Below are 20,947 nucleotides of genomic sequence, written 5' to 3'. Positions count from 1 at the left end.
GAAAGGCCAAACTGGCACGGTTATCATCGGGCCTCCATGCTAGAGCAATACATCCAACAGCAATTCATCGACAGCGCCGATCTGCAATACCAGGTAGCCCAGGAGATGGGCGAGGGCATTGCCAACGCCGTCCATGTGCTGCTGGCCTGCGTCACCAGCGGCAACAAGATCCTGTGCAGCGGCAACGGCCTGTCGGCCGCGCAGGCGGCGCAGTTCGCCGCGATCTGCGTGGGCGGCCTGTCGCGCGAGCGGCCCGAACTGGCGGCCGTGGCGCTCGACACCGGCGCGCTGGCCTGCACGCAGCAGGGTCTGAACCTGTCGCTGGACCTGGCGCCCTGGGCGCTGGCGCGCCAGGTGCGCGTGCTGGGGCAGGTGGGCGATGTGCTGCTGGTCATCTCGGTGGACGGCGACGACGCCTCGCTGCTGTATGCGGTGCAGGCCGCGCACGAGCGCGAGATGTCGGTGCTGGCGCTGACGGGCCGCACCGGCGGCGCGCTGGCCGATATCTTGATCGAAACCGATGTCCTGCTGTGCGTGCCGCACGATGCCATGGCCCGGGTGCGCGAGGTGCACCAGCTGGTCCTGCATTGCCTGGCCGACGGCATCGACATGCAATTGTTAGGAGAAGAGGAATGAGGTCTGTCCCCGTTGCTTCGCTGAAGCGTCTCACTTGGCTGCTGGCCGCTGCCGGCGCGCTGGCTGGCGCCGTGTCCGGCTGCGTCCCCGTCGTGGTGGGCGGCGCCGCGGCGGCCGGCACCGTGATGGCGGTGGACCGCCGCACCACCGGCTCGCAGGTGGAGGACGAGGGCATCGAGCTGCGCGCCGGCAACCGCATCAACGAGGCGGCAGGCCAGGGCGGCCACATCAACATCACCAGCTACAACCGCCAGGTGCTGCTGACCGGCGAGGTGCCGAACGAGGCCTTCAAGCAGAAGGCGCAGGCCGCCGTGGCCGGCACGCAGAACGTCAGCTCGGTGGTGAACGAGCTGGCGGTGATGGAAAGCTCGACGCTGTCGCAGCGCTCGGAGGACGCCTACATCACCGGCAAGGTCAAGGCCAGCCTGATCGACGCCAAGGACCTGTCGGCCAGCACCATCAAGGTGGTGACCGAGCGCAAGGTGGTCTACCTGATGGGCCGGGTGACCGAGCGCGAATCCAAGCGTGCGGCCGAGATCGCCCGCGGCGTGAGCGGCGTGGTGAAGGTGGTGCGCGTGTTCGAGATCCTGTCGGAGCAAGAGCTCAAGCAGATCAGCGTCAACCGCACGACTGGCACGAACGCCGCGCCGGTGATCACCGACACCAGCGCCGGCCCGGTGGGCGGCGCGAAGGCGGCGCCTGCCACCGTGGTCCCGGCACCCGCTGCTGCACCGGCCACGAGCACGGGCGTGACCACGTCGCCGGTGACCAGCTCGCCGGTCAAGCCGACGAACGACGGCTTCACCACCAAGCCCTGAGCGGCGCAAGCGCCCGAAAAAAAGGCCGCTGCTGCGGCCTTTTTCATTTCTTGCCCAGGCGGGCGATGAGGCTGGAGGTGTCCCAGCGGTTGCCGCCCATCTGCTGCACGTCGGCGTAGAACTGGTCGACCAGCGCGGTCACCGGCAGGCGCGAGCCGTTGTGCTTGGCCTCGTCGAGCACCAGGCCCAGGTCCTTGCGCATCCAGTCCACCGCGAAGCCGAAGTCGAACTTGCCCTGCAGCATGGTGGGGCCGCGGTTGTCGAGCTGCCAGCTCTGCGCCGCGCCCTTGCCGATCACGTCGAGCACCTGGGCCATGTCCAGGCCCGCGTTCTGGCCGAAGGCGATGGCCTCGGACAGGCCCTGCACCAGGCCGGCGATGCTGATTTGGTTCACCATCTTGGTGAGCTGGCCGGCGCCGCTGGCGCCCATCAGCGTGAAGGCGCGGGCGAAGGCCATGCCCACGGGGCGGGCCAGCTCGAAGGCCTCGGCATCGCCGCCGCACATCACCGTGAGCTGGCCGTTCTGCGCGCCGGCCTGGCCGCCGGAGACCGGCGCATCGACGAAATGCAGGTCCAGCCGGCGGGCCTCGGCGTGCAGCTCGCGCGCCACCTCGGCCGAGGCGGTGGTGTGGTCGACCAGCACTGCGCCGGGCCGCATGCCGGCAAAGGCGCCGTCCGCGCCCAGCACCACCGAGCGCAGGTCGTCGTCGTTGCCCACGCAGCAGAACACCAGGTCGGCGCCCGCGGCGGCCTCGCGCGGCGTGGCGGCGGCGCGGTGGGTGCCGGTGGCGCCAAATTCATCCACCCACTGCTGCGCCTTGGCGGCCGTGCGGTTGTAGACCGTGACGCTGTGGCCCGCCAGCGCCAGGTGGCCGGCCATGGGGTGGCCCATCACGCCCAGGCCCAGGAAGGCCACGGTGCGCGCGGGAGTGGGTTCGTAGCTGCGGGCGTTGGTGCTGGAGGTCATGGGTCTTTCAAAAAAGTGAGCTGCTGGCGCTAATGTATCAATGCTTTCGAATGGTTTTGTATTGAAAGCGTAATAGGGACGAGCGCTGGCAGCTATCGTATTGGAACCATGTCTCAGACGATGGTCAGGTGCTCGGTGCCCTCGGCCAGGTCGGAGCGCTTGGCGCGCTGGCTGTTAAGCTTGATCTGCAGGCGCAGGTCGTTGACCGAGTCGGCGTTGCGCAGCGCGTCTTCATAGGTGACGAGGTTGGCCTCGTACAGGTCGAACAGCGCCTGGTCGAAGGTCTGCATACCGAGGTTGCGGCTCTTCTTCATGATCTCCTTGATCTCGGCCACCTCGCCCTTGAAGATCAGGTCCGAGATCAGCGGCGTGTTCAGCATGATCTCGACCGCGGCCACGCGGCCCTTGCCGTCCTGGCGCGGCAGCAGGCGCTGCGACACCATGCCGCGCAGGTTCAGCGACAGGTCCATCAGCAGCTGCGCGCGCCGCTCCTCGGGGAAGAAGTTGATGATGCGGTCCAGCGCCTGGTTGGCGCTGTTGGCATGCAGCGTGGCCAGGCACAGGTGGCCGGTCTCGGCGAAGGCCACGGCGTGCTCCATGGTCTCGCGGTCGCGGATCTCGCCCATCAGGATCACATCGGGCGCCTGGCGCAGCGTGTTCTTCAGCGCCGCGCCCCAGTCGTCGGTGTCGATGCCGATCTCGCGCTGGGTGACGATGCAGTTCTTGTGCGGGTGCACGAACTCGATCGGGTCCTCGACCGTGATGATGTGGCCGAACGAGTTCTCGTTGCGCCAGTCCACGATCGCCGCCAGCGTGGTCGACTTGCCCGAGCCGGTGGCGCCGACCATGATGCACAGGCCGCGCTTGGACACGGCCACTTCCTTGAGCACCTGCGGCACGCCCAGTCCGTCGATGGTGGGCACCGTCAGCGGGATGGTGCGCAGCACCATGCCGACCTGGCCCTGCTGCATGAAGGTGTTGACGCGGAAGCGTCCGATGCCCGCGGGCGAGATCGCGAAGTTGCACTCCTTGCTGCGCTCGAACTCCGCCACCTGCTTGTCGCCCATGATGGAGCGCGCCAGCGCCAGCGTGTGCGAGCCGCTCAGCGGCTGGTTCGATACCTTGGTGACCTTGCCGTCGATCTTGATCGCGGGCGGGAATTCGGCGGTGATGAACAGGTCGCTGCCGCCGCGGCTGACCATCAGCCGCAGCAGGTCGTTGATGAACTGGCTGGCCTTGTCTCTTTCCATGGTGTCTCTCCTTCGCTCAGCCGGGGAAGTTCTCGGGCGCCTTGGCCTTGCCGCGCGCCTCGGCGGCGCTGATGACGTTGCGGCGCACCAGCTCGGTCAGGTTCTGGTCCAGCGTCTGCATGCCCACGTTCTGGCTGGTCTGAATGGTGGAGTACATCTGCGCCACCTTGGCCTCGCGGATCAGGTTGCGGATGGCCGGCGTGCCCAGCATGATCTCGTGCGCCGCCACGCGGCCCTGGCCGTCCTTGGTCTTGCACAGGGTCTGCGAGATCACGGCCTGCAGCGATTCGGACAGCATCGCGCGCACCATCTCTTTTTCTTCGGCGGGGAAGACGTCGATGATACGGTCGATGGTCTTGGCGGCGCTGCTGGTGTGCAGCGTGCCGAACACCAGGTGGCCGGTCTCGGCGGCGGTCATCGCCAGGCGGATGGTCTCCAGGTCGCGCATTTCGCCGACCAGGATCGCGTCCGGGTCCTCGCGCAGCGCCGAGCGCAGCGCGGCCGAGAACGAGTGCGTCTGCGGGCCGACCTCGCGCTGGTTGATGAGGCACTTCTTGGATTCGTGCACGAATTCGATCGGGTCCTCGACGGTGAGGATGTGGCCGTACTCGTTCTCGTTGAGGTAATTCACCATCGCCGCCAGCGTGGTCGACTTGCCCGAGCCCGTGGGGCCGGTCACCAGCACCAGGCCGCGCGGCTTGAGCGACAGCTCGGCGAAGATCTTGGGCGCGTTCAGCTGCTCCAGCGTCAGGATCTTGCTCGGGATGGTGCGGAACACGGCGCCCGCGCCGCGGTTCTGGTTGAAGGCGTTGACGCGGAAGCGCGCCAGCCCCTCGATCTCGAACGAGAAGTCCACCTCCAGGAATTCTTCATACACTTTGCGCTGCGCGTCGGTCATGATGTCGTAGACCATGGCGTGCACCGTCTTGTGGTCCAGCGGATCGACGTTGATGCGGCGCACGTCGCCATGCACCCGGATCATCGGCGGCAGGCCTGCGGACAGGTGCAGGTCCGATGCCTTGTTCTTGACGCTGAAGGCCAGCAATTGCGTGATATCCACTCTTTTCCCCCCTCGTTTTTGATACGCTGCGTTGCATTATGAACAGGATTTTGCAAAACATGGAGCAGGTGCGCCGGCTGATCGCCGACGCCTGCGCGCGAGCCGGGCGCGATCCCGCGGGCGTGCAGCTGCTGGCCGTCTCCAAGACCTTCGGCATCGAGGCGATCGCCGAGGCCATCGCCGCCGGCCAGCGCGCCTTCGGCGAGAACTACATCCAGGAGGCGGTCGAGAAGATCGTCCACTTCCGTGCGCAGCCCGAGGCGGCGGCGGGCCTGCAGTGGCACTGCATAGGCCCGATCCAGAGCAACAAGACCCGGCTGGTGGCCGAGCACTTCGACTGGGTGCACACCATCGACCGGGCGAAGATCGCGCAGCGCCTGTCCGAACAGCGCCCGACGCACCTGCCGCCGCTGCAGGTCTGCCTGCAGATCAACCCCGACGGCGGCGCCACCAAGTCCGGCATCGCGCCGGCCGACGCGCCCGCGCTGCTGCGCGAGCTGCTGGCGCTGCCGCGGCTGCAGTGGCGCGGCGTGATGAGCATTCCCGATATTGCTCCTGATTTTGAAGCGCAATGCGCTGTTCACAAGCGCGTCAGAGCCGTTTTTGACCAAATCGCCGCGCTGGGCCTGCCGGGCCTGGAGCGCTGGGACACGGTCTCGCTCGGCATGACGGCCGACCTGCAGGCCGCGATCAGCGCCGGCAGCACCATGGTGCGCGTGGGCACCGGTATCTTCGGACAGCGCCACTACGCCTAGGCGTGCTAAGCTGCGACGCGAAAATTTTTCAGGAGTGATGCATATGCCCGGCTTGCTGCCCGATGTCGATCCCGATGGCCTGCTCGAGTTCTCGGTGGTCTACACCGACCGCGCGCTGAACCACATGTCCAAGCGCTTTGCCGGCGTGATGCAGGACATCCTCGGCATGCTCAAGGAGGTCTACCACGCCCACACCGCCGTGCTGGTGCCGGGCAGCGGCACCTTCGGCATGGAGGCCGTGGCGCGCCAGTTCGCCAACCGCGAGAAGGTGCTGATCGTGCGCAATGGCTGGTTCAGCTACCGCTGGACGCAGATCTTCGACGAAGGCGCGCTCGGCGGCGGCTCGGTGGTCTGCAAGGCCCGCCAGCAGGGCGACGGCCCGCAGGCGCCCTGGGCGCCGTGCCCGGCGCAAGAGGTGGCGGCCGCCATCCGCGCCGAGAAGCCCAAGGTGGTGTTCGCGCCGCACGTGGAGACGGCCAGCGGCATCATCCTGTCCGACGACTACCTGCGCGCCGTGGCCGATGCCGCGCACGAGGTGGGCGCGCTGTTCGTGCTGGACTGCGTGGCCTCGGGCGCGATGTGGGTGGACATGGAGAAGACCGGCGTGGACGTGCTCATCAGCGCGCCGCAGAAGGGCTGGAGCAGCTCGCCGTGCTGCGCCATGGTCATGCTCTCGGCGCGCGCCCGCGAGGCCATCGAGCACACGCGCAGCTCCAGCTTCTCGTGCGACCTGAAGAAGTGGATGCAGATCGCCGAAGGCTACGAAAAAGGCCAGCACGCCTACCACACGACCATGCCGACCGACGCGCTGGTGCGCCTGCGCGACGTGATGCTGGAGACCCGCGAGTACGGGTTCGCCAAGGTGCGCGAGGAGCAGATGGCCCTGGGTGCCCAGGTGCGCGCGCTGCTCGAGTCGCGCGGCTTCCCTAGCGTGGCCGCCGAAGGCTGGAAGGCGCCCGGTGTGGTGGTGAGCTACACCATCGATCCCGGCATCCAGAGCGGCAAGAAATTCCTCGACGTGGGCCTGCAGACCGCCGCCGGCGTGCCGTTGCAGTGCGACGAAGGACCAGATTTCAAGACCTTCCGCATCGGCCTGTTCGGGCTGGAGAAATGGCACAACGTGGAGCGCACCGTCGGCCAGTTGCGCACCGCGCTCGACACCATCGCCAAGGCTTGATGCAACAGGAATCCAAGAAATGAGCAAAACCCTATTCGCCCTCGCGGCCTGCGCGCTGCTGGCCGGCACGGCCCATGCCGCCGAACCCGTCAAGACCGCCAGCGGCCTGGTCTATGAAAGCCTGAAGGACGGCACGGGCGACAGCCCCAAGGCCAGCGATACCGTGAAGGTGCACTACCGCGGCTGGTTCCCCGAATCGGGCAAGGAGTTCGACAGCTCGATCGCGCGCGGCCAGCCCATCGAGTTTCCGCTGTCGGGCGTGATCGCCTGCTGGACCGAGGGCGTGCAGAAGATGAAGGTGGGCGGCAAGGCCAAGCTTACCTGCCCGCCGGCCATCGCCTACGGCAGCCGCGGCGCCGGCGGCGTGATCCCGCCCAACGCCACGCTGAACTTCGAGGTCGAGCTGCTGGGCATCAAGGGGCGCTGAGCCCCATGATGCGGGGGCCGGTCAGCGGTAATACGCCTCGACCGTGCCCTTGAGCTTGATCAGCAGCGGGCGGCCCTTGCGGTCCAGGGTCTTGCCGGCGGGCACCTTGACCCAGCCTTCGCTGACGCAGTATTCCTCCACGTCGAAGCGCTCCTTGCCGTTGAAGCGGATGCCGATGTCGTGCTCGAACACGGCGGCCACGTGGTGCGGGCTCCTGGGGTCGATGCTCAGGTGGTCGGGCAGTTCGGGGCGCTCGGCGGTGTCGGTCATGCTCGGGGTTCTCCGTTGGGCAAAGGCGCCATTGTCCCGGATTTGCGCGGCCCCGGCGGCGTGATGCCCAGGCGCCGCGCCAGGCGCTGCAGGTTGGCGCGGTCCAGGCGCAGCTCGCGCGCGGCCGCCGCCCAGTTGCCGGCATGGCGCTGCAGGCTGGCCTCGACCAGGCCGCGCTCATAGGTATCGACGGCCTCGCGCAGGCCCTGCTGCGGCGCGGCCTCGGGTACGGGAGCCGCCAGCGGCGCAGCCGCGGCGGAAGGGAGCGCATCCCACAGGTCGCCCAGGCCCAGCGTGACGATGCGCGGCCGTGTGGACGGGCCGTGCGGCGCCCGGCTCAGCGCCTTGAGCACGCCGCGGCTCAGCAGGTGCTCCAGCTCGCGCACATTGCCCGGCCAGGGCTGGGCCAGCAGCGCGGCCTGCGCGGCGGCATCGAGCCGCAGACCGCCGAGCTGCAGGCGCGAGCGGTTGTCCTCCAGAAAGAAGCCGGCCAGCAGCAGCACGTCGCTGTCGCGCTCGCGCAGCGGCGGCACGGTCAGCGGGTAGACGCTGAGGCGGTGGTAGAAGTCGGCGCGCATGCGGCCGGCCTGCACCTCGGCGGCGAGGTCGCGGTTGGTGGCGGCGATCACGCGCACGTCCACGTGGTGCTCGCGGTCCGAGCCCAGGCGCTGCAGCTGGCCGCTTTGCAGCACGCGCAGCAGCTTGGCCTGCACCGGCAGCGAGAGCTCGCCCACCTCGTCGAGGAACAGCGTGCCCTGGTGCGCCTGCTCGAACTTGCCGCGCCGCTCGGCCAGTGCGCCGGTGAAGGCGCCGCGCACATGGCCGAACAGCTCGCTCTCGACCAGGTTGTCGGGCAGGGCCGCGCAGTTGATGCTGACCAGCGGCCGGCCGGCGCGCGCCGACTGCGCGTGCACCGCCTGGGCGACCAGCTCCTTGCCGGTGCCGGTCTCGCCGCTGATGAGCACGCTCAGCTCGCTGGCGGCCACGAGCGCGATGTCCTTCTGCAGCTGGCGCATGGCCGGGCTGTGGCCCAGCAGCGGGCGCAGGCCGGCCGGCGAGGGTTCGGGCGCCGGCGCGGGGCGGGCCTGCGCCAGCGCGCGCAGGCGCTCGGCCGTGGTGACGGTGGCGGCCGCCAGGTTGCTGAAGGCCTGCAGCGCGGCCAGCGAGGCCGGGTCGGCAAAGCGGCCGGCGTCGAGCGCATCCAGCGTCAGCAGCCCCCAGGGCAGGCCGCCGGCATGCAGCACGCAGCCCATGCAGTCGTGCACGTGCAGCACGGCATCGGGCTGGGCGATGAGGCCGTCGTACGGGTCGGGCAGCGGGCTGTCGGGCGCGAAGCGCATGGCCTGGCCGGCCGCCAGCAGTTGGGCGAAGCGCGGGTGCTCGGCGAGGCGAAAGCGCCGGCCCAGCGTGTCGGGCACCAGGCCGTCGATGGCCACGGGGCGCAGCCATTCGCCGTCCAGCCGCAGCAGCGCCGCGGCGTCGGCCGGCAGCACGGCGCGCAGCGCGGCCAGCAGGCGGCGGAAGCGCTCGCGCTCGGGCAGGTCCTGCGCCAGGTCGGCCACCAGCGGAACCAGTGCATGCAGCATGGCGGATGTGGTCATTTTGACTTTGTTTGAGTCAGAAGGACTGCATTTTAAATGGGTTGATTTGACTCGTTACCTTGCAAGTGATTGATCTGCAAGCGGCGGCATCCTGGCACGGGGCTTGCAGTAAGGAAAGAGAGTCCATTGACCGCAAGGAGCTTTTCTGTGCTGACCGACCAACAACGCGCCATCGTCAAATCCACCGTACCGCTGCTCGAGACCGGCGGCGAGGCGCTGATCACCCATTTCTACAACACCATGCTGGGCGAGCACCCCGAGGTGCGTCCGCTGTTCAACCAGGCCCACCAGCAAAGCGGCGCCCAGCCGCGCGCGCTGGCCTTCAGCGTGCTGATGTACGCCAAGCACATCGACAAACTCGAAGCCCTGGGCGACCTGCCCGCGCAGATCGTGAACAAGCACGTGGCGCTGCAGGTGCAGGCCGAGCACTATCCCATCGTCGGCGCCTGTTTGCTGCGCGCCATCCGTGAGGTGCTGGGCGCAGAGATCGCCACCGACGAGGTGCTGGCCGCCTGGGGCGCGGCCTACCAGCAGCTGGCCGACATCCTGATCGCCGCCGAGCGCAGCGTCTATGACCGCACGGCCGAGGCCGAGGGCGGCTGGCGCGGCGAGCGCGCCTTCACCGTCGAGAAGAAGGTGCAGGAAAGCGCCGAGATCACCTCGTTCTACCTGGTGCCCGCCGACGGCGGCACGGTGATCGCCCACCTGCCGGGCCAGTACATCGGCCTGCGCGCGGTGGTGGACGGCGAGGAGCAGCGCCGCAACTATTCGCTGTCGGCGCCGGCCAACGGCCGCAGCCTGCGCATCAGCGTCAAGCGCGAGGCGGGCGGCAAGGTGTCCAACTTTTTGCACGACCAGGTGCAGGTGGGCGGCACGCTGCAGCTCTTTCCTCCGGCCGGCCACTTCACGCTGCAGGACAGCGACAAGCCGCTGGTGCTGATCAGCGGCGGCGTCGGCATCACGCCCACGCTGCCCATGCTGGCCACGGCCCTGGCGGCCAAGCGGCCCGTGACCTTCATCCACTGCGCGCGCGAGCGCTCGGTCCATGCCTTCCGCGAGCGCATCGACCAGTTGGCCGCCGAGCACCCGCAGCTCACGCGCTACTACTGCTACGACCGCGCCGTGCCCGAGGACCAGGTCGACGCCGAAGGCTACCTGACCGAAGAGCGCCTGGGCCAATGGCTGCCGGCCTCGCGCGATGCCGACGTCTACTTCCTCGGCCCGCGTCCGTTCATGCATGTGCTCAAGCGCTCGCTCAGGAACCTGGGCGTGCCCGACAAGCAGGTGCGCTACGAGTTCTTCGGCCCGGCCGAGGCGCTGGCCTGATAAATGGATAGCTGCTGGCGCTTGCTGTGCAATGCTTTCAAATATGAAAGGCATTGAAGTGCATATGTAGCAAGCGCTGGCAGCTATTGTTTTTGCTGGCCTATAGTGGCGGCATGCTGACCGCCGAACAACAAACCCTGTTGCGCCGCGCCAAGCGCGTGCCGCTGTTGCTGCTGCTGGCCGCGGCCGCGCTCTTCCTCGGCGTGAGCTGGCTGCTGCCGCAGCCCGGCGTGCAGGCGCCGTCGTGGCAACTGGCCCTGCGCTGCACCAAGGCCGTGGCCGAGGCGGCCATGGTCGGCGCGCTGGCCGACTGGTTCGCGGTGGCGGCGCTGTTCCGCCACATCCCCATCCCCTGGATACAGCGGCACACGGCCATCATCCCGCGCAACAAGGACCGTATCGGCGAGAACCTCGCCACCTTCGTGCGCGACAAGTTCCTCGACGCCGACTCGCTGGTGCGCCTCATCCGCCAGCACAGCCCGGCCGACAAGTTGGCGCAGTGGCTCAAGAGCCCCGCCAACGCCGAGCTGCTGGGCCACCAGGTGGCGCGGCTGGCCGCGGCCGCGCTCGACACGGCGCAGGACCAGCAGGTCGAGCGCTTCATCAAGACCGCGCTGCGCACCCTGCTCGGGCAGATGGACCTGTCGCAGACCCTCTCGAAAGTGCTGGCCGCGCTGACCCAGGACGGCCGTCATCAGGTGCTGCTGGAGCAGGCGCTGGGCAAACTCATGGAACTGCTGCACGAGGCCGAGACCCGCACGCTGATCGCCCAGACCATCGCCCACTGGCTCAAGACCGAGCACCCGTGGAAGGAAAAGATGCTGCCCACCGACTGGCTCAGCGGCAAGGGCTCGGACATGGTGGCCAGTGCGCTGGAATCGCTGCTCGAAGCCATCGCCGACAACCCGCAGCACCTGCTGCGCGCCAAGTTCGACGCCAGCATGCACGAATGGGTGGACCGCCTCGCGAACGACCCGGCGTGGCTGGCCAAGGGCGAGGAACTGCGCCGCTACCTGCAGCACGATCCGCAGGTGGGAGCCTACGTGCAGGCGCTGTGGCAGAGCCTGCGCGCCGGCCTGCAGCGCGACCTGGCGAGCGAGAACTCGATGCTGGCGCGCAACGTGCGCGCCATGGGCCTGTGGCTGGGCCGCTCGCTGGCCGGCGACGAGGCGCTGCGCCGCTCGCTGAACCAGCGCATGGAACTCTGGGTGCAGGGGCTGGCGCCCGATATCTCGCAGTTCCTGGCCGCGCACATCCAGGAAACCGTCAAGCGCTGGGATGCGCGCGAGCTGAGCGACCTGGTCGAATGGAACATCGGCCGCGACCTGCAGTTCATCCGCATCAACGGCACGCTGGTGGGCGGGCTGATCGGGCTGGTGCTGTTCTGGGTCGACCAGGCGATCAAGCACCTGATGTAGGCAAAAAAAGGCGCCCCGCAGGGCGCCTGAATCTCCGCTCCAGTTGAACGTTCAGAACTTGTAGGTCAGGTACAGGAAGGGGACGATGGGGTCCAGCGTCACGCGCGTCTTCGAGACCGCCACTTCCTTGCCGCCAACCCGGGTGGTCAGGGTGGCATCGGTCTTCATCGGGATGTAGGACACCGAGAAGGTCAGGCCCCAGTTCTTGTCGAAGGCATAGTTCGCGCCCACGTTCAGCACCGGTGACCACTTGGCATCGATCTTCGCCGTCGTGCTCGATGCGCCCGGCGGCAGCCGGAGCGCGCCACCCAGCGTGTTCTGCAAACCATTGGTCAGGCTGACGCTGTGGAAGGAGGTATAGGTGAGACCGGCGCCGACCGACAGGCGGAACTTGTCGTCGGCATTGCCGAAGAAGTACTTGGCCAGCACCGACGGCGCATACAGCCTGGCGCTGCCGAGTTCGCCGATCGGCGCCAGCGTGCCGGCGCCCTCGATCTTGATCTTGGGCGGCACGCCCAGCACGCCTTCGATGGCCCAGTTGTCGGTCAGGAAGTAGTGCACGTTCAGGCCCAGCGTCGTAGCGCTCTTCACGTCCGCGCCCGAACCGGGGATCTCGCGTTCGAAGGGGCTCACGAAGCGCAGCGGCGTGGTGCTGTCCTGCGGCGCGTAGACCAGCGCGCCGCCGCCGACCACCCAGTCTCCGGCCTTCTGGGCATAGGCGCTGCCTGCAGTGGCAGCCAGCAGTGCGAGGCCAACGGCCCGGGTTTTGGAAAATTTCATTGGCTTGTCTCCTTGCTTGGTGAATGGGTTATGGAGCTATTTTCAACCGAGCTTGCAGAAAAAAGCACGACCGTTCGTATCAGATGTGTATAAAAAAGTACATTCGTTCGAATTTGTCGCTTGTTCAAAAAAAAACCTGCCGGGCAGGCAGGTTTTGCTGTATTTGGAAGCGAGGGGCTCAGGCCAGCAGGCGCTGCAGGGCCTCGCGGTACTTGGCGGCGGTCTTCTCGATCACGTCTTGCGGCAGGCGGGGCGCCGGCGCGGTCTTGTCCCAGGGCTTGCCGTTCACCTTGGCCTGCTCCAGCCAGTCGCGCACGAACTGCTTGTCGTAGCTCGGCGGGTTGGCGCCCTGGGCCAGCGCGTCGGCGTAGCCCTCGACCGGCCAGTAGCGCGAACTGTCGGGCGTCAGCACCTCGTCCATCAGCACCAGCTGGTTGTTCTCGTCCAGGCCGAACTCGAACTTGGTGTCGGCAATGATCATGCCCTTTTCGAGCGCGATGGCCGCAGCCTTCTGGTAGATGGCGATGCTGATGTCGCGGATCTGGGCCGCCAACTCGGGGCCGACGATCTCGACCGTGCGCTCGAAGGTGATGTTCTCGTCGTGCTCGCCGGCCTCGGCCTTGGCCGCCGGCGTGTAGATGGGCTGGGGCAGCTTGGCCGCGTTCGTCAGCCCGGCGGGCAGGGGTACGCCGCAGACCGACTGCGAATCCTGGTATTCCTTCCAGCCGCTGCCGGCCAGGTAGCCGCGCACCACGGCCTCGATGGGCACGGGCTTCAGGCGCTTGACCAGCATGGAGCGGCCCTGCACCTGCGGCACCTCGGCGGGCGTGACCACGCTCTCGGGTGCATCGCCGGTCAGGTGGTTGGGGCAGATGTTGCCCAGCTTGTCGAACCAGTACAGCGCCATCTGCGTCAGCAGCGCGCCCTTGCCGGGAATGGGCTCGCCCATGATCACGTCGAAGGCCGACAGCCGGTCGGAGGCCACCATCAGGATGCGATCCGTGCCCACCGCATAGTTGTCGCGCACCTTTCCGCGCGCAAGCAGCGGCAGCGAGGTGATCTTGGAAGTGTGCAGTGCGGTCGTGGTGGCTTGGGTCATGGTCGGGAAGAGGGCTCGATTGCGGAGGTCTGGCCAAGGCTGGCGCGGACCCAACAGGGGATTTTAGTCGCCAACGGATAGATGCCTGCCGCAGGTGGCCTTGTACCGGGGCAGGGCGGCCGGCCTGCGCAGCAAAGCACGTAGTCCGATAAGTGAAAAGCAACGGCCCGGGCCTGCTGGGAGCCTGCACTTTTAGGAGCGGCACAGGCCATGCCCATCACGGCCAGAACACAATTGCTTGCAGGCCGTCGGCCACGGTTTTGTAACAAACGCGACCGTAGCCGAAGCAAGGGGCCGGGCAATACCCGATCCACAGCACTGTCATGGGCTTGCAATTTTGCAGAGCCGGGCGCATAGTGGTTTCCACGCATGCATGTGTTTCCGCCCTCGTAATGCCTCGGTTTTTTCAAAATCGGCGCATGTTTCTGTCCTGCAGAAGGAGACTTGTTCATGAATCTGACGATCAGCGGTCACCACTTGGCCGTCACCCCCGCGCTGCGCGAATATGTAACAGCCAAGCTGTCTCGCGTGACGCGCCATTTCGACCAGGTGGTGGATGCAAAGGTTTTGCTTTCCGTCGAGAAACAGAAGGAAAAGGAGAAGCGGCAGCGAGTGGTTTGCAACCTGCGCGTGAAGGGCGACGACCTGTGCGTGCAATGCAGCCACCACGATCTCTATGCGGCCGTCGATGCACTGGTCGACCGTCTCGACCGCATGGTGAACCGTCACAAGCAGCGTGTTCAATCCCACCACAGCGATGCCCTCCGGCAAGCCATGGCATGAGCCTTCCTACGGGCGTTAAAGCCGAGTAAAAAGCTTGAACGATCCGTATCCGATAATACGGGGCAGCTACGCCACTGCTGTGGCGTAGCTGCGTTTGTCCGAGCATGCCGCGCCGATTGCCAGCTGACACACACTCCATGAACTGTCTTGCCTCCATATTGCCTCCCGCCCAAGTGTTAGTGAGCGTTGATGTCACCAGCAAAAAACGCGCATTCGAGGAAGCTGGCCTCCTGTTTGAAAGCCTGCATGGGCTGTCGCGCGCCCTCGTCACGGACAGCCTGTTTGCCCGTGAACGCCTGGGATCGACCGGCCTCGGGCATGGCGTGGCCATTCCGCATGGCCGCATCAAGGGGCTGAAGTCGCCGATGGCGGCGGTGTTCCAACTGGCGCGTCCCATCGGCTTCGATGCACCGGACGAGCAGCCGGTCAGCCTGCTCATCTTCCTGCTGGTGCCCGAGGCGGCCACCCAGCAGCACCTGGAAATCCTGGGCGAGATCGCCGAGTTGCTGAGCAATGGCGCACTGCGCGACCAGATGAAGGTGACCGCCAATGCCCAGGAACTGCACGACATGATTGCCCACTGGCAGTCGGCCTCCCACGTTTCCTCCCACCAGGTATCCGCCTGAGCTCTGCACGGCTTGCGCCCATCCAGCCCGGGCCAGGCGTCTGCCCTGGGTAAATGCCATGGGCGCCTTCTTGTGGGCGGAAGTCCTGCTCTGTTAACCTCGGCGGCATGCCTGCGCGCGGCCCGCGGCAGGTTGAATCGGAAGGATCCGGATCGTGAAACCCAATGTCGTCAGTGCCGACGTCCTGTTCGAGGCGTTCCGCAGTTCCCTGCGCTGGGAGTGGCTCGCCGGCCTGGGCGCGTCGGAGCGGCGCTTCGACGAGGTGGCGGTGCGCAGCGCGCGCTCCAGCGCCGACCTCGTCGGCTACCTGAACTACATCCATCCCTACCGGGCCCAGGTGCTGGGTGAGCGCGAGATCGCCTACCTCACCAATTCCACCACCGAGGACTGCAAGCGGCGCATCGCCCGCATCGTGACGCTGGAGCCGCCGGTGCTGGTGCTGGCCGACGGCCAGGGCGCGCCGCAGGAACTGCTGTCGATGTGCGAGCGGGCGCAGATCCCGATGTTCTCCACGCAGGAGTCGGCCGCTTTCGTCATCGATGTGCTGCGCGCCTACCTGTCCAAGCATTTCGCCGACCGCACGACCATGCACGGCGTGTTCATGGACATCCTGGGGCTGGGGGTGCTGATCACCGGCGAATCGGGCCTGGGCAAGAGCGAGCTGGGGCTGGAGCTGATCACCCGCGGCAACGGCCTGGTGGCCGACGACGCGGTCGACCTGTACCGCATCAACCAGACCACGATCGAGGGCAAGTGCCCCGATTTGCTGCAGAACCTGCTCGAGGTGCGCGGCATCGGCCTGCTCGACATCCGCGCGATCTTCGGCGAGACGGCGGTGCGGCGCAAGATGCGGCTCAAGCTCATCGTGCACCTGGTGCGCAAGGAAACCATGGAGCGCGACTACGAGCGCCTGCCGTCGGCGCCGCTGACGCAGGACGTGCTGGGCATCCCGGTGCTCAAGGTCGTGATCCAGGTGGTGGCCGGCCGCAACATCGCCGTGCTGGTCGAAGCCGCGGTGCGCAACACTATTTTGCAACTGCGCGGTATTGATACCTACCAGGAATTCGTCGACCGCCACCGCAAGGCCATGGCGCGCGGCGTCGAGATTTAAATACCCATAAAAATAGCTGCCAGCGCTTATCCATTAAGCGCTGGCAGCTATTTATTTGGTAGTGAATGGGCTAGCGGTGCAGCTTGGCTGCGCACTCGGCGCACTGGCCGTACAGCGCCATGGCGTGGTCGTGCACCGTCCAGCCCTTCTGCTGGGCGATCAGCTGCTGGCGCTTTTCGATCTCGGGGTCGAAAAACTCTTCCACCTTGCCGCAGGTCGTGCAGATGAAGTGATCGTGGTGCTGGCCTTCGTTCAGCTCGTAGACGGCCTTGCCGCCCTCGAAGTTGCTGCGGATCAGAATGCCGGCCTGCTCGAATTGCGTGAGCACGCGGTACACGGTGGCCAGACCGATGTCGGAGCGCTCTTCCAGCAGCACGCGGAACACGTCTTCGGCCGTCATGTGGCGCTGGCTGCCGGTCTGGAAGATGTCGAGGATCTTCAGTCGTGGCAGGGTCGCCTTGAGGCCGGTGCTCTTGAGTTCGTCGATATGGTTGTTCATGGCTCCTGGAGTGTTTGCGGGGCTTGGCGACAGGCCTGCCGCTACAATGGCCGATCATATCGCTATGTATATAACCATGCCCGTTCAAGTCACCTCCAGCGTCCGCCTCGCACTGATGCTGGCGCTCGGAGCCAGCGTCGCGGCCTGCGGCACCTTCAACGATGCCAGCCGCAAATTCGCCAGTGCCATCACGCCCTACAAGGTCGAAGTGGTGCAGGGCAACGTCGTGACCAAGCAGCAGGTCGAGGCCTTGCAGCAGGGCATGAGCCGCCAGCAGGTCAAGGATGTGCTGGGCACGCCGCTGCTGACCAGCGTTTTCCATGCCGACCGCTGGGACTACGTCTTCACCATCAAGCGTCCCGGCGTGGCCGAGCAGACCCGCAAGTTCTCGGTCTTCTTCAAGGAAGACGCGCTCGACCGCTTCGAGGGCGACGAGATGCCGAGCGAGGAGGAGTTCGTCGCCTCGCTGACCACGGCTATCAAGAACCCCAAGGTGCCGGTGCTCGAGGCCACGCCCGAGCAGCTGGCCAAGCACAGCAGCAAACCGGCTGCCGAGGGCGATGCCGAGGCCGCGGACGCCGCCAAGCCCGATGCGCCCACGGGCGTGCGGCCCAGCAGCTACCCGCCGCTGGAAACCCCGGCGCGATAGGCAAGTTGGGGCAGGGCCCGTGCAGGCCCTGCATGAGCATTGATTGACCAGGCGATCTCCAGAATGACCACTTCTTCCACTTCCGCCCGCCGCATTGCCGTGGCCGGCGCCGGCGGCCGCATGGGCCGCATGCTGATCGAGGCCATCGTCCAGGCGGAAGGCCTGGTGCTGGCCGGCGCGCTCGACGTGCCGCAAAGCCCTTTGCTGGGCAGCGATGCCGCGGGCTTCCTGGGCAAGACCAGCGGCGTGGCCATCACCGCCGACCTGCAGCAGGGCCTGGCCCAGGCCGACGTGCTGATCGACTTCACCCGCCCCGAGGGCACGCTGGCCCACCTGGCCGTGTGCGCCGAGCGCGGCGTGCAGGTGGTGATCGGCACCACCGGCTTCAGCGAGGCGCAGAAGGCCGAGATCGCCCGCTTCGCCGAGAAGACGGCCATCGTCTTCGCGCCGAACATGAGCGTGGGCGTGAACGTGACCATGAAGCTGCTGGAGATGGCGGCCAAGGCGCTGGATGCCGGCTACGACGTCGAGATCGTCGAGGCCCACCACAAGCACAAGGTGGATGCGCCTTCGGGCACCGCGCTGAAGATGGGCGAGGTGATCGCCGAGGCCCAGGGCACGCGGCTGGCCGACCGTGCCGTGTACGAGCGCTATGGCGACACCGGCGCGCGCGTCGACGGCAGCATTGGCTTTGCCACCGTGCGCGGTGGCGACATCGTGGGCGAGCACTCGGTGATGTTCATCGGCAGCGGCGAGCGCATCGAGATCGCGCACAAGTCCAACAGCCGCGCCGGCTACGTGCAGGGCAGCCTGCGGGCCGCGCGCTTCCTGGCGGCACACCGCACCGGGCAGTTCGACATGTACGACGTACTGGGCCTGAACGACTAGGCAAGACCATGACCCCCGTGCAATGGCTGGCGCAAACGGACTGGGTGAGCCGCTGCACGGCCGGCGTGCTGCTGGCCATGTCGGTGGCGAGCTGGGTGGTGATCGCCGCCAAGTGGTGGTGGCTGGCGCGGGCCGGGCGCGATACGCCGCGCGCCATCCACGCCTTCTGGCAGGCACCTGACTGGGCGCAGGCCGCGCAACAGGCCTCCAGCCTCGACCGCAGCGGCATCGTCGGCCCCGCGGTCGCCGCGATGCAGGGATTGAGCGCCGGCGCCACCGGCCTGGCGGCCGCCAGCGGCACGCCGGTGCAGGCCACGCGCGTGCTGCGCGATGCGCTGCTGGCCGCGGCGCGGCAGTTGCAGTGGGGCCAGACCCTGCTGGCCACCATCGGCGCCACGGCGCCCTTCGTCGGGCTGCTGGGCACGGTCTGGGGCATCCACCAGGCGCTGGTGGCGCTGGCCGGCACGGCACGCATCAGCATCGAGCAGCTGGCCGGCCCGGTGGGCGAGGCCCTGGTCATGACGGCCGCGGGCCTGGCCGTGGCGATTCCCGCCGTGCTGGCCTACAACCTGCTGGGCCGCCGGACGGCCCTGGTCGAGGAGCAGCTCGAAGGCCTGGCGCACGACCTGTGCGAATGGGCCAAGGGGCGCATGGACGCGGAGGACCCGCTCGCATCCCCCGCCGGCGGCATGCCGGGGGCACACCAAAATCTGGCGTCGGTGGGCGCACGCTGAAGGGGGCTGGCCATGGCATTCGGGCGCTTACGGGCATCGCAGGCCGCGCAGCCGATCAGCGCCATCAACGTCACGCCGCTGGTGGACGTGATGCTGGTGCTGGTGGTGATCTTCATCCTGGCGGCGCCGCTGCTGGCGGCCTCCTTGCGGCTGGACCTGCCGCAGGCGCGCTCGGCCACGCCCAGCGATGCGCCGGCGGCCATCGCCGTGCAGATCGATGCCGAAGGCCGGCTCTTTGCCGACGGCGAGGCCACCGACCTGCCGGCGCTGCAGGCACGGCTCAAGCAGGTGGGCGCGAGCCGGCCCGATACCGAGGTGCAACTGAGCGTGGACCGCGCCGTGCCCTACGGCAGCGTGGTCGGCGTCATGGATGCGGCCCACTCCGCCGGGCTGAGCCGGCTCGGCTTTGTGGCGCAGCCGGCCGAGGGATCGAAAAAATAGGAGCTACTGGCGATTGCTGCATGGGTGTTTGCTATTGAAAGATAGCTGAATTCCTCATGCAACAAGCGCTGGCAGCTCCTTTTTTTCATTGCGAAATGCTACCCGGTCGCAGCGCCAGCGCCAGATCGCTGCCCGAGGGGTTCTGGAAGGCGCGCAGCCCGAACTCGGGCAGGATGGCCACGAGGTGGTCGAAGATATCGGCCTGGATGGCTTCGTACTCCGTCCACGCCGTGGTCGCGGTGAAGGCGTAGATCTCGATGGGCATGCCGTTCTCGGTGGGCTGCAGCATGCGCGCCATCAGCGTCATGTCCTGGCGCAGGCGCGGGTGGGCGCGCAGGTAGGCGTTGACGTAGGCGCGAAAGGTGCCGATGTTGGTGAGCGCGCGCAGGTTCACGATCTCGTGCGCCATGTCGGGTGACTGGCGGGCGAAGTCGGCGTTGTAGGCGGCGATGTCGGCGCGCACCTGGGTCAGGTAGGGACGCAGCAGCGCGATCTGGCCCAGCGCGTCGATCTCGGCGGGCGTGAGGAAGCGCGCGGTGCCGGCGTCCAGGTTCAGCGCGCGCTTGATGCGGCGCCCGCCCGATTCGGACATGCCGCGCCAGTTGCGGAAGCTCTCGCTCATCAGCCGCCAGGTGGGGATGGTGGTGATGGTGTTGTCCCAGTTGCGGATCTTCACCGTGTTCAGCGCCATGTCCACCACCGCGCCGTCGGCGCCGACCTGGTCCATCTGCAGCCAGTCGCCCACGCGCAGCATGTCGTTGCCCGCGAGCTGCACGCCGGCGGTGAAGGACAGGATGGTGTCCTTGAACACCAGCATCAGCACCGCCGACATCGCGCCCAGCCCAGACAGCAGGATCAGCGGCGAGCGGTCGATCAGCGTCGCCACCACCACCACGCCGGCCACCAGCAGGATGACGAGCTTGCCCAGCTGCACATAGCTCTTGATGGAGCGCGTGGGGGCGCCCGTGTCGCGCGCCGCGGCGATCGATGCCTGGTTGTAGTGCTCCAGCGCATCCAGCAGCGCGGTCAGCACCCGTGCCGCCTGCAGCACGGTGACGGCCACCGCCACGTTGCGGATCACGGTGGTGGCCACCGGGTGCAGGTGCGGTACCGCGAAGATGCCGGCCTGGATCACCAGCGACGGCACCAGCTGCGACAGCCGCGTGAGCACCGCGTCGCCCAGCAGCGCCTGCAGCCAGCCGGCGGGCAGGCCGCGCCGAAAGCGCGGCACGGCGCGCAGCAGCACCAGGCGCACTGCCCAGCGCAGCGCGTAGGCCAGCAGCACCAGCGCGGCCAGCGCGATGGCGGTCTGCATCCAGGGATCGAAGGCGTGGAGGGAAGCGAAAACGTCAAAGCTCACGGGGGCGTGTTCCTGAGGTTGGGGGAGGGCGGGCATGCCGGGGCCAGCGCGGGCCGGGCGCGGAGAGTGCTCTTGAAACAAGAGCTGCTTACGCAATACAGGCAAGCGCTATCGATGGATTTGACGGGTATTTTGACAGCGCGGCCAAAAACCCGGCGCCGCACTGCGTTTTCGGCGCCGCCGCGCATACCATGGCGCCGTGGTTGCATTGGCCGAAGCGCCTACAATCTTCGACCAATTCGGGACGCGCTCCAGCGATGGCCGCGGCCCGC

At 67.4% G+C, this 20,947-nt stretch carries 23 protein-coding genes; 14 read left to right on the top strand and 9 right to left on the bottom strand.

Annotated elements, in window-relative coordinates:
* The first annotated feature begins 36 nt into the window (after positions 1 to 36).
* Entirely contained in the window at positions 37 to 636 is a 600-nt protein-coding gene (locus tag ACYVKR_RS15575; RefSeq protein ID WP_460481851.1) for a phosphoheptose isomerase family protein, read from the top strand.
* Entirely contained in the window at positions 633 to 1,454 is an 822-nt protein-coding gene (locus ACYVKR_RS15570; protein WP_460481850.1) for a BON domain-containing protein, read from the top strand. The genes ACYVKR_RS15575 and ACYVKR_RS15570 overlap by 4 nt, the downstream gene beginning before the upstream one ends.
* Positions 1,455 to 1,497: 43 nt before the next feature.
* Here the strand turns inward: ACYVKR_RS15570 and ACYVKR_RS15565 are convergent, their stop codons facing one another.
* The 3 genes from ACYVKR_RS15565 to ACYVKR_RS15555 form a co-directional block, all read right to left on the bottom strand.
* Positions 1,498 to 2,421 carry an NAD(P)-dependent oxidoreductase gene (locus tag ACYVKR_RS15565; protein ID WP_460481849.1) on the bottom strand — a complete coding sequence of 308 codons (924 nt, stop codon included), beginning with the start codon at positions 2,419 to 2,421 and terminating at the stop codon, positions 1,498 to 1,500.
* A 113-nt stretch (positions 2,422 to 2,534) separates the two neighbouring features.
* Complete coding sequence (locus tag ACYVKR_RS15560; protein ID WP_460481848.1) at positions 2,535 to 3,671, bottom strand: PilT/PilU family type 4a pilus ATPase; 1,137 nt, start codon at positions 3,669 to 3,671, stop codon at positions 2,535 to 2,537.
* Positions 3,672 to 3,687: 16 nt separating this feature from the next.
* On the bottom strand, positions 3,688 to 4,731 hold the full coding sequence (locus tag ACYVKR_RS15555; RefSeq protein WP_460481847.1) for a type IV pilus twitching motility protein PilT: 1,044 nt from the start codon (positions 4,729 to 4,731) through the stop codon (positions 3,688 to 3,690).
* Between the two features lie 38 nt (positions 4,732 to 4,769).
* Here ACYVKR_RS15555 and ACYVKR_RS15550 point away from each other — a divergent pair, with 38 nt between their 5' ends.
* The 3 genes from ACYVKR_RS15550 to ACYVKR_RS15540 are packed head-to-tail and all read left to right on the top strand — an operon-like array spanning position 4,770 to position 7,090.
* Positions 4,770 to 5,486: a YggS family pyridoxal phosphate-dependent enzyme gene (locus tag ACYVKR_RS15550; RefSeq protein ID WP_460481846.1), complete on the top strand. Its 717-nt coding sequence runs from the start codon at positions 4,770 to 4,772 to the stop codon at positions 5,484 to 5,486.
* 43 nt (positions 5,487 to 5,529) lie between these two features.
* Complete coding sequence (locus ACYVKR_RS15545) at positions 5,530 to 6,663, top strand: pyridoxal-phosphate-dependent aminotransferase family protein (protein ID WP_460481845.1); 1,134 nt, start codon at positions 5,530 to 5,532, stop codon at positions 6,661 to 6,663.
* 19 nt (positions 6,664 to 6,682) lie between these two features.
* Entirely contained in the window at positions 6,683 to 7,090 is a 408-nt protein-coding gene (locus ACYVKR_RS15540) for an FKBP-type peptidyl-prolyl cis-trans isomerase (protein WP_460481844.1), read from the top strand.
* Positions 7,091 to 7,111: 21 nt separating this feature from the next.
* Here the strand turns inward: ACYVKR_RS15540 and ACYVKR_RS15535 are convergent, their stop codons facing one another.
* Positions 7,112 to 7,360, bottom strand: coding sequence for a DUF3297 family protein (locus tag ACYVKR_RS15535; RefSeq protein WP_460481843.1), 249 nt, complete (start codon positions 7,358 to 7,360; stop codon positions 7,112 to 7,114).
* Positions 7,357 to 8,961 (bottom strand): nitric oxide reductase transcriptional regulator NorR, encoded by a 1,605-nt coding sequence (gene norR / locus ACYVKR_RS15530; protein ID WP_460481842.1) that lies wholly within the window; start codon positions 8,959 to 8,961, stop codon positions 7,357 to 7,359. The genes ACYVKR_RS15535 and norR overlap by 4 nt, the downstream gene beginning before the upstream one ends.
* Before the next feature lie 147 nt (positions 8,962 to 9,108).
* On the opposite strand from norR, the gene hmpA reads away from it, so the two are divergent.
* Entirely contained in the window at positions 9,109 to 10,287 is a 1,179-nt protein-coding gene (gene hmpA, locus ACYVKR_RS15525; protein ID WP_460481841.1) for an NO-inducible flavohemoprotein, read from the top strand.
* A 113-nt stretch (positions 10,288 to 10,400) separates the two neighbouring features.
* The gene (locus ACYVKR_RS15520; protein ID WP_460481840.1) at positions 10,401 to 11,705 is read left to right on the top strand and encodes a DUF445 domain-containing protein; all 1,305 of its coding nucleotides are present in this window, start codon (positions 10,401 to 10,403) and stop codon (positions 11,703 to 11,705) included.
* Positions 11,706 to 11,756: 51 nt separating this feature from the next.
* Here the strand turns inward: ACYVKR_RS15520 and ACYVKR_RS15515 are convergent, their stop codons facing one another.
* Both ACYVKR_RS15515 and ACYVKR_RS15510 read right to left on the bottom strand, forming a co-directional pair.
* A complete protein-coding gene (locus tag ACYVKR_RS15515; protein WP_460481839.1) occupies positions 11,757 to 12,485 on the bottom strand; it encodes an OmpW/AlkL family protein in 729 nt (242 codons plus the stop codon).
* 178 nt (positions 12,486 to 12,663) lie between these two features.
* On the bottom strand, positions 12,664 to 13,584 hold the full coding sequence (locus ACYVKR_RS15510) for a phosphoribosylaminoimidazolesuccinocarboxamide synthase (protein ID WP_460481838.1): 921 nt from the start codon (positions 13,582 to 13,584) through the stop codon (positions 12,664 to 12,666).
* Between the two features lie 450 nt (positions 13,585 to 14,034).
* Between ACYVKR_RS15510 and hpf the strand changes: the two genes are divergently transcribed.
* The 3 genes from hpf (at position 14,035) to hprK (ending at position 16,104) form a co-directional block, all read left to right on the top strand.
* Positions 14,035 to 14,367: an HPF/RaiA family ribosome-associated protein gene (gene hpf, locus ACYVKR_RS15505; RefSeq protein WP_460481837.1), complete on the top strand. Its 333-nt coding sequence runs from the start codon at positions 14,035 to 14,037 to the stop codon at positions 14,365 to 14,367.
* Between the two features lie 137 nt (positions 14,368 to 14,504).
* Positions 14,505 to 14,993: a PTS sugar transporter subunit IIA gene (locus tag ACYVKR_RS15500; RefSeq protein ID WP_460481836.1), complete on the top strand. Its 489-nt coding sequence runs from the start codon at positions 14,505 to 14,507 to the stop codon at positions 14,991 to 14,993.
* A 154-nt stretch (positions 14,994 to 15,147) separates the two neighbouring features.
* Positions 15,148 to 16,104 carry an HPr kinase/phosphorylase gene (gene hprK, locus ACYVKR_RS15495; RefSeq protein WP_460481835.1) on the top strand — a complete coding sequence of 319 codons (957 nt, stop codon included), beginning with the start codon at positions 15,148 to 15,150 and terminating at the stop codon, positions 16,102 to 16,104.
* 70 nt (positions 16,105 to 16,174) lie between these two features.
* Here the strand turns inward: hprK and fur are convergent, their stop codons facing one another.
* Positions 16,175 to 16,603 (bottom strand): transcriptional repressor, encoded by a 429-nt coding sequence (fur, locus tag ACYVKR_RS15490; RefSeq protein ID WP_460481834.1) that lies wholly within the window; start codon positions 16,601 to 16,603, stop codon positions 16,175 to 16,177.
* Between the two features lie 76 nt (positions 16,604 to 16,679).
* On the opposite strand from fur, the gene ACYVKR_RS15485 reads away from it, so the two are divergent.
* The 4 genes from ACYVKR_RS15485 (at position 16,680) to ACYVKR_RS15470 (ending at position 19,315) form a co-directional block, all read left to right on the top strand.
* Positions 16,680 to 17,252, top strand: a complete 573-nt coding sequence (locus tag ACYVKR_RS15485; RefSeq protein ID WP_460481833.1) for an outer membrane protein assembly factor BamE — start codon at positions 16,680 to 16,682, stop codon at positions 17,250 to 17,252.
* 63 nt (positions 17,253 to 17,315) lie between these two features.
* A complete protein-coding gene (gene dapB, locus ACYVKR_RS15480) occupies positions 17,316 to 18,140 on the top strand; it encodes a 4-hydroxy-tetrahydrodipicolinate reductase (RefSeq protein WP_460481832.1) in 825 nt (274 codons plus the stop codon).
* A gap of 8 nt (positions 18,141 to 18,148) precedes the next feature.
* Complete coding sequence (locus ACYVKR_RS15475) at positions 18,149 to 18,874, top strand: MotA/TolQ/ExbB proton channel family protein (RefSeq protein ID WP_460481831.1); 726 nt, start codon at positions 18,149 to 18,151, stop codon at positions 18,872 to 18,874.
* Positions 18,875 to 18,886: 12 nt separating this feature from the next.
* Positions 18,887 to 19,315: an ExbD/TolR family protein gene (locus tag ACYVKR_RS15470; RefSeq protein ID WP_460481830.1), complete on the top strand. Its 429-nt coding sequence runs from the start codon at positions 18,887 to 18,889 to the stop codon at positions 19,313 to 19,315.
* 85 nt (positions 19,316 to 19,400) lie between these two features.
* Here ACYVKR_RS15470 and ACYVKR_RS15465 read toward each other — a convergent pair whose 3' ends face one another.
* A complete protein-coding gene (locus ACYVKR_RS15465; RefSeq protein WP_460481899.1) occupies positions 19,401 to 20,630 on the bottom strand; it encodes a mechanosensitive ion channel family protein in 1,230 nt (409 codons plus the stop codon).
* Positions 20,631 to 20,947: the final 317 nt, after the last annotated feature.

This window comes from Comamonas humi, from assembly GCF_054782535.1.
Note: the sequence above shows the minus strand (reverse complement) of the source record. Positions and strands in the feature narration are given on the sequence as shown.

Excerpts from the sequence above, each read along its gene's own strand:
- ACYVKR_RS15540 (WP_460481844.1), top strand. The coding sequence starts at position 6,683 with ATGAGCAAAACCCTATTCGCCCTCGCGGCCTGCGCGCTGCTGGCCGGC.
- hpf (WP_460481837.1), top strand. The coding sequence starts at position 14,035 with ATGAATCTGACGATCAGCGGTCACCACTTGGCCGTCACCCCCGCGCTG.
- ACYVKR_RS15510 (WP_460481838.1), bottom strand. The coding sequence starts at position 13,584 with ATGACCCAAGCCACCACGACCGCACTGCACACTTCCAAGATCACCTCG.
- ACYVKR_RS15515 (WP_460481839.1), bottom strand. The coding sequence starts at position 12,485 with ATGAAATTTTCCAAAACCCGGGCCGTTGGCCTCGCACTGCTGGCTGCC.
- ACYVKR_RS15520 (WP_460481840.1), top strand. The coding sequence starts at position 10,401 with ATGCTGACCGCCGAACAACAAACCCTGTTGCGCCGCGCCAAGCGCGTG.
- fur (WP_460481834.1), bottom strand. The coding sequence starts at position 16,603 with ATGAACAACCATATCGACGAACTCAAGAGCACCGGCCTCAAGGCGACC.
- dapB (WP_460481832.1), top strand. The coding sequence starts at position 17,316 with ATGACCACTTCTTCCACTTCCGCCCGCCGCATTGCCGTGGCCGGCGCC.
- ACYVKR_RS15485 (WP_460481833.1), top strand. The coding sequence starts at position 16,680 with ATGCCCGTTCAAGTCACCTCCAGCGTCCGCCTCGCACTGATGCTGGCG.
- ACYVKR_RS15550 (WP_460481846.1), top strand. The coding sequence starts at position 4,770 with ATGAACAGGATTTTGCAAAACATGGAGCAGGTGCGCCGGCTGATCGCC.
- ACYVKR_RS15465 (WP_460481899.1), bottom strand. The coding sequence starts at position 20,630 with ATGCAGACCGCCATCGCGCTGGCCGCGCTGGTGCTGCTGGCCTACGCG.
- ACYVKR_RS15475 (WP_460481831.1), top strand. The coding sequence starts at position 18,149 with ATGACCCCCGTGCAATGGCTGGCGCAAACGGACTGGGTGAGCCGCTGC.
- ACYVKR_RS15545 (WP_460481845.1), top strand. The coding sequence starts at position 5,530 with ATGCCCGGCTTGCTGCCCGATGTCGATCCCGATGGCCTGCTCGAGTTC.
- ACYVKR_RS15570 (WP_460481850.1), top strand. The coding sequence starts at position 633 with ATGAGGTCTGTCCCCGTTGCTTCGCTGAAGCGTCTCACTTGGCTGCTG.
- ACYVKR_RS15470 (WP_460481830.1), top strand. The coding sequence starts at position 18,887 with ATGGCATTCGGGCGCTTACGGGCATCGCAGGCCGCGCAGCCGATCAGC.
- ACYVKR_RS15575 (WP_460481851.1), top strand. The coding sequence starts at position 37 with ATGCTAGAGCAATACATCCAACAGCAATTCATCGACAGCGCCGATCTG.
- ACYVKR_RS15560 (WP_460481848.1), bottom strand. The coding sequence starts at position 3,671 with ATGGAAAGAGACAAGGCCAGCCAGTTCATCAACGACCTGCTGCGGCTG.
- ACYVKR_RS15535 (WP_460481843.1), bottom strand. The coding sequence starts at position 7,360 with ATGACCGACACCGCCGAGCGCCCCGAACTGCCCGACCACCTGAGCATC.
- ACYVKR_RS15500 (WP_460481836.1), top strand. The coding sequence starts at position 14,505 with ATGAACTGTCTTGCCTCCATATTGCCTCCCGCCCAAGTGTTAGTGAGC.
- norR (WP_460481842.1), bottom strand. The coding sequence starts at position 8,961 with ATGACCACATCCGCCATGCTGCATGCACTGGTTCCGCTGGTGGCCGAC.
- ACYVKR_RS15565 (WP_460481849.1), bottom strand. The coding sequence starts at position 2,421 with ATGACCTCCAGCACCAACGCCCGCAGCTACGAACCCACTCCCGCGCGC.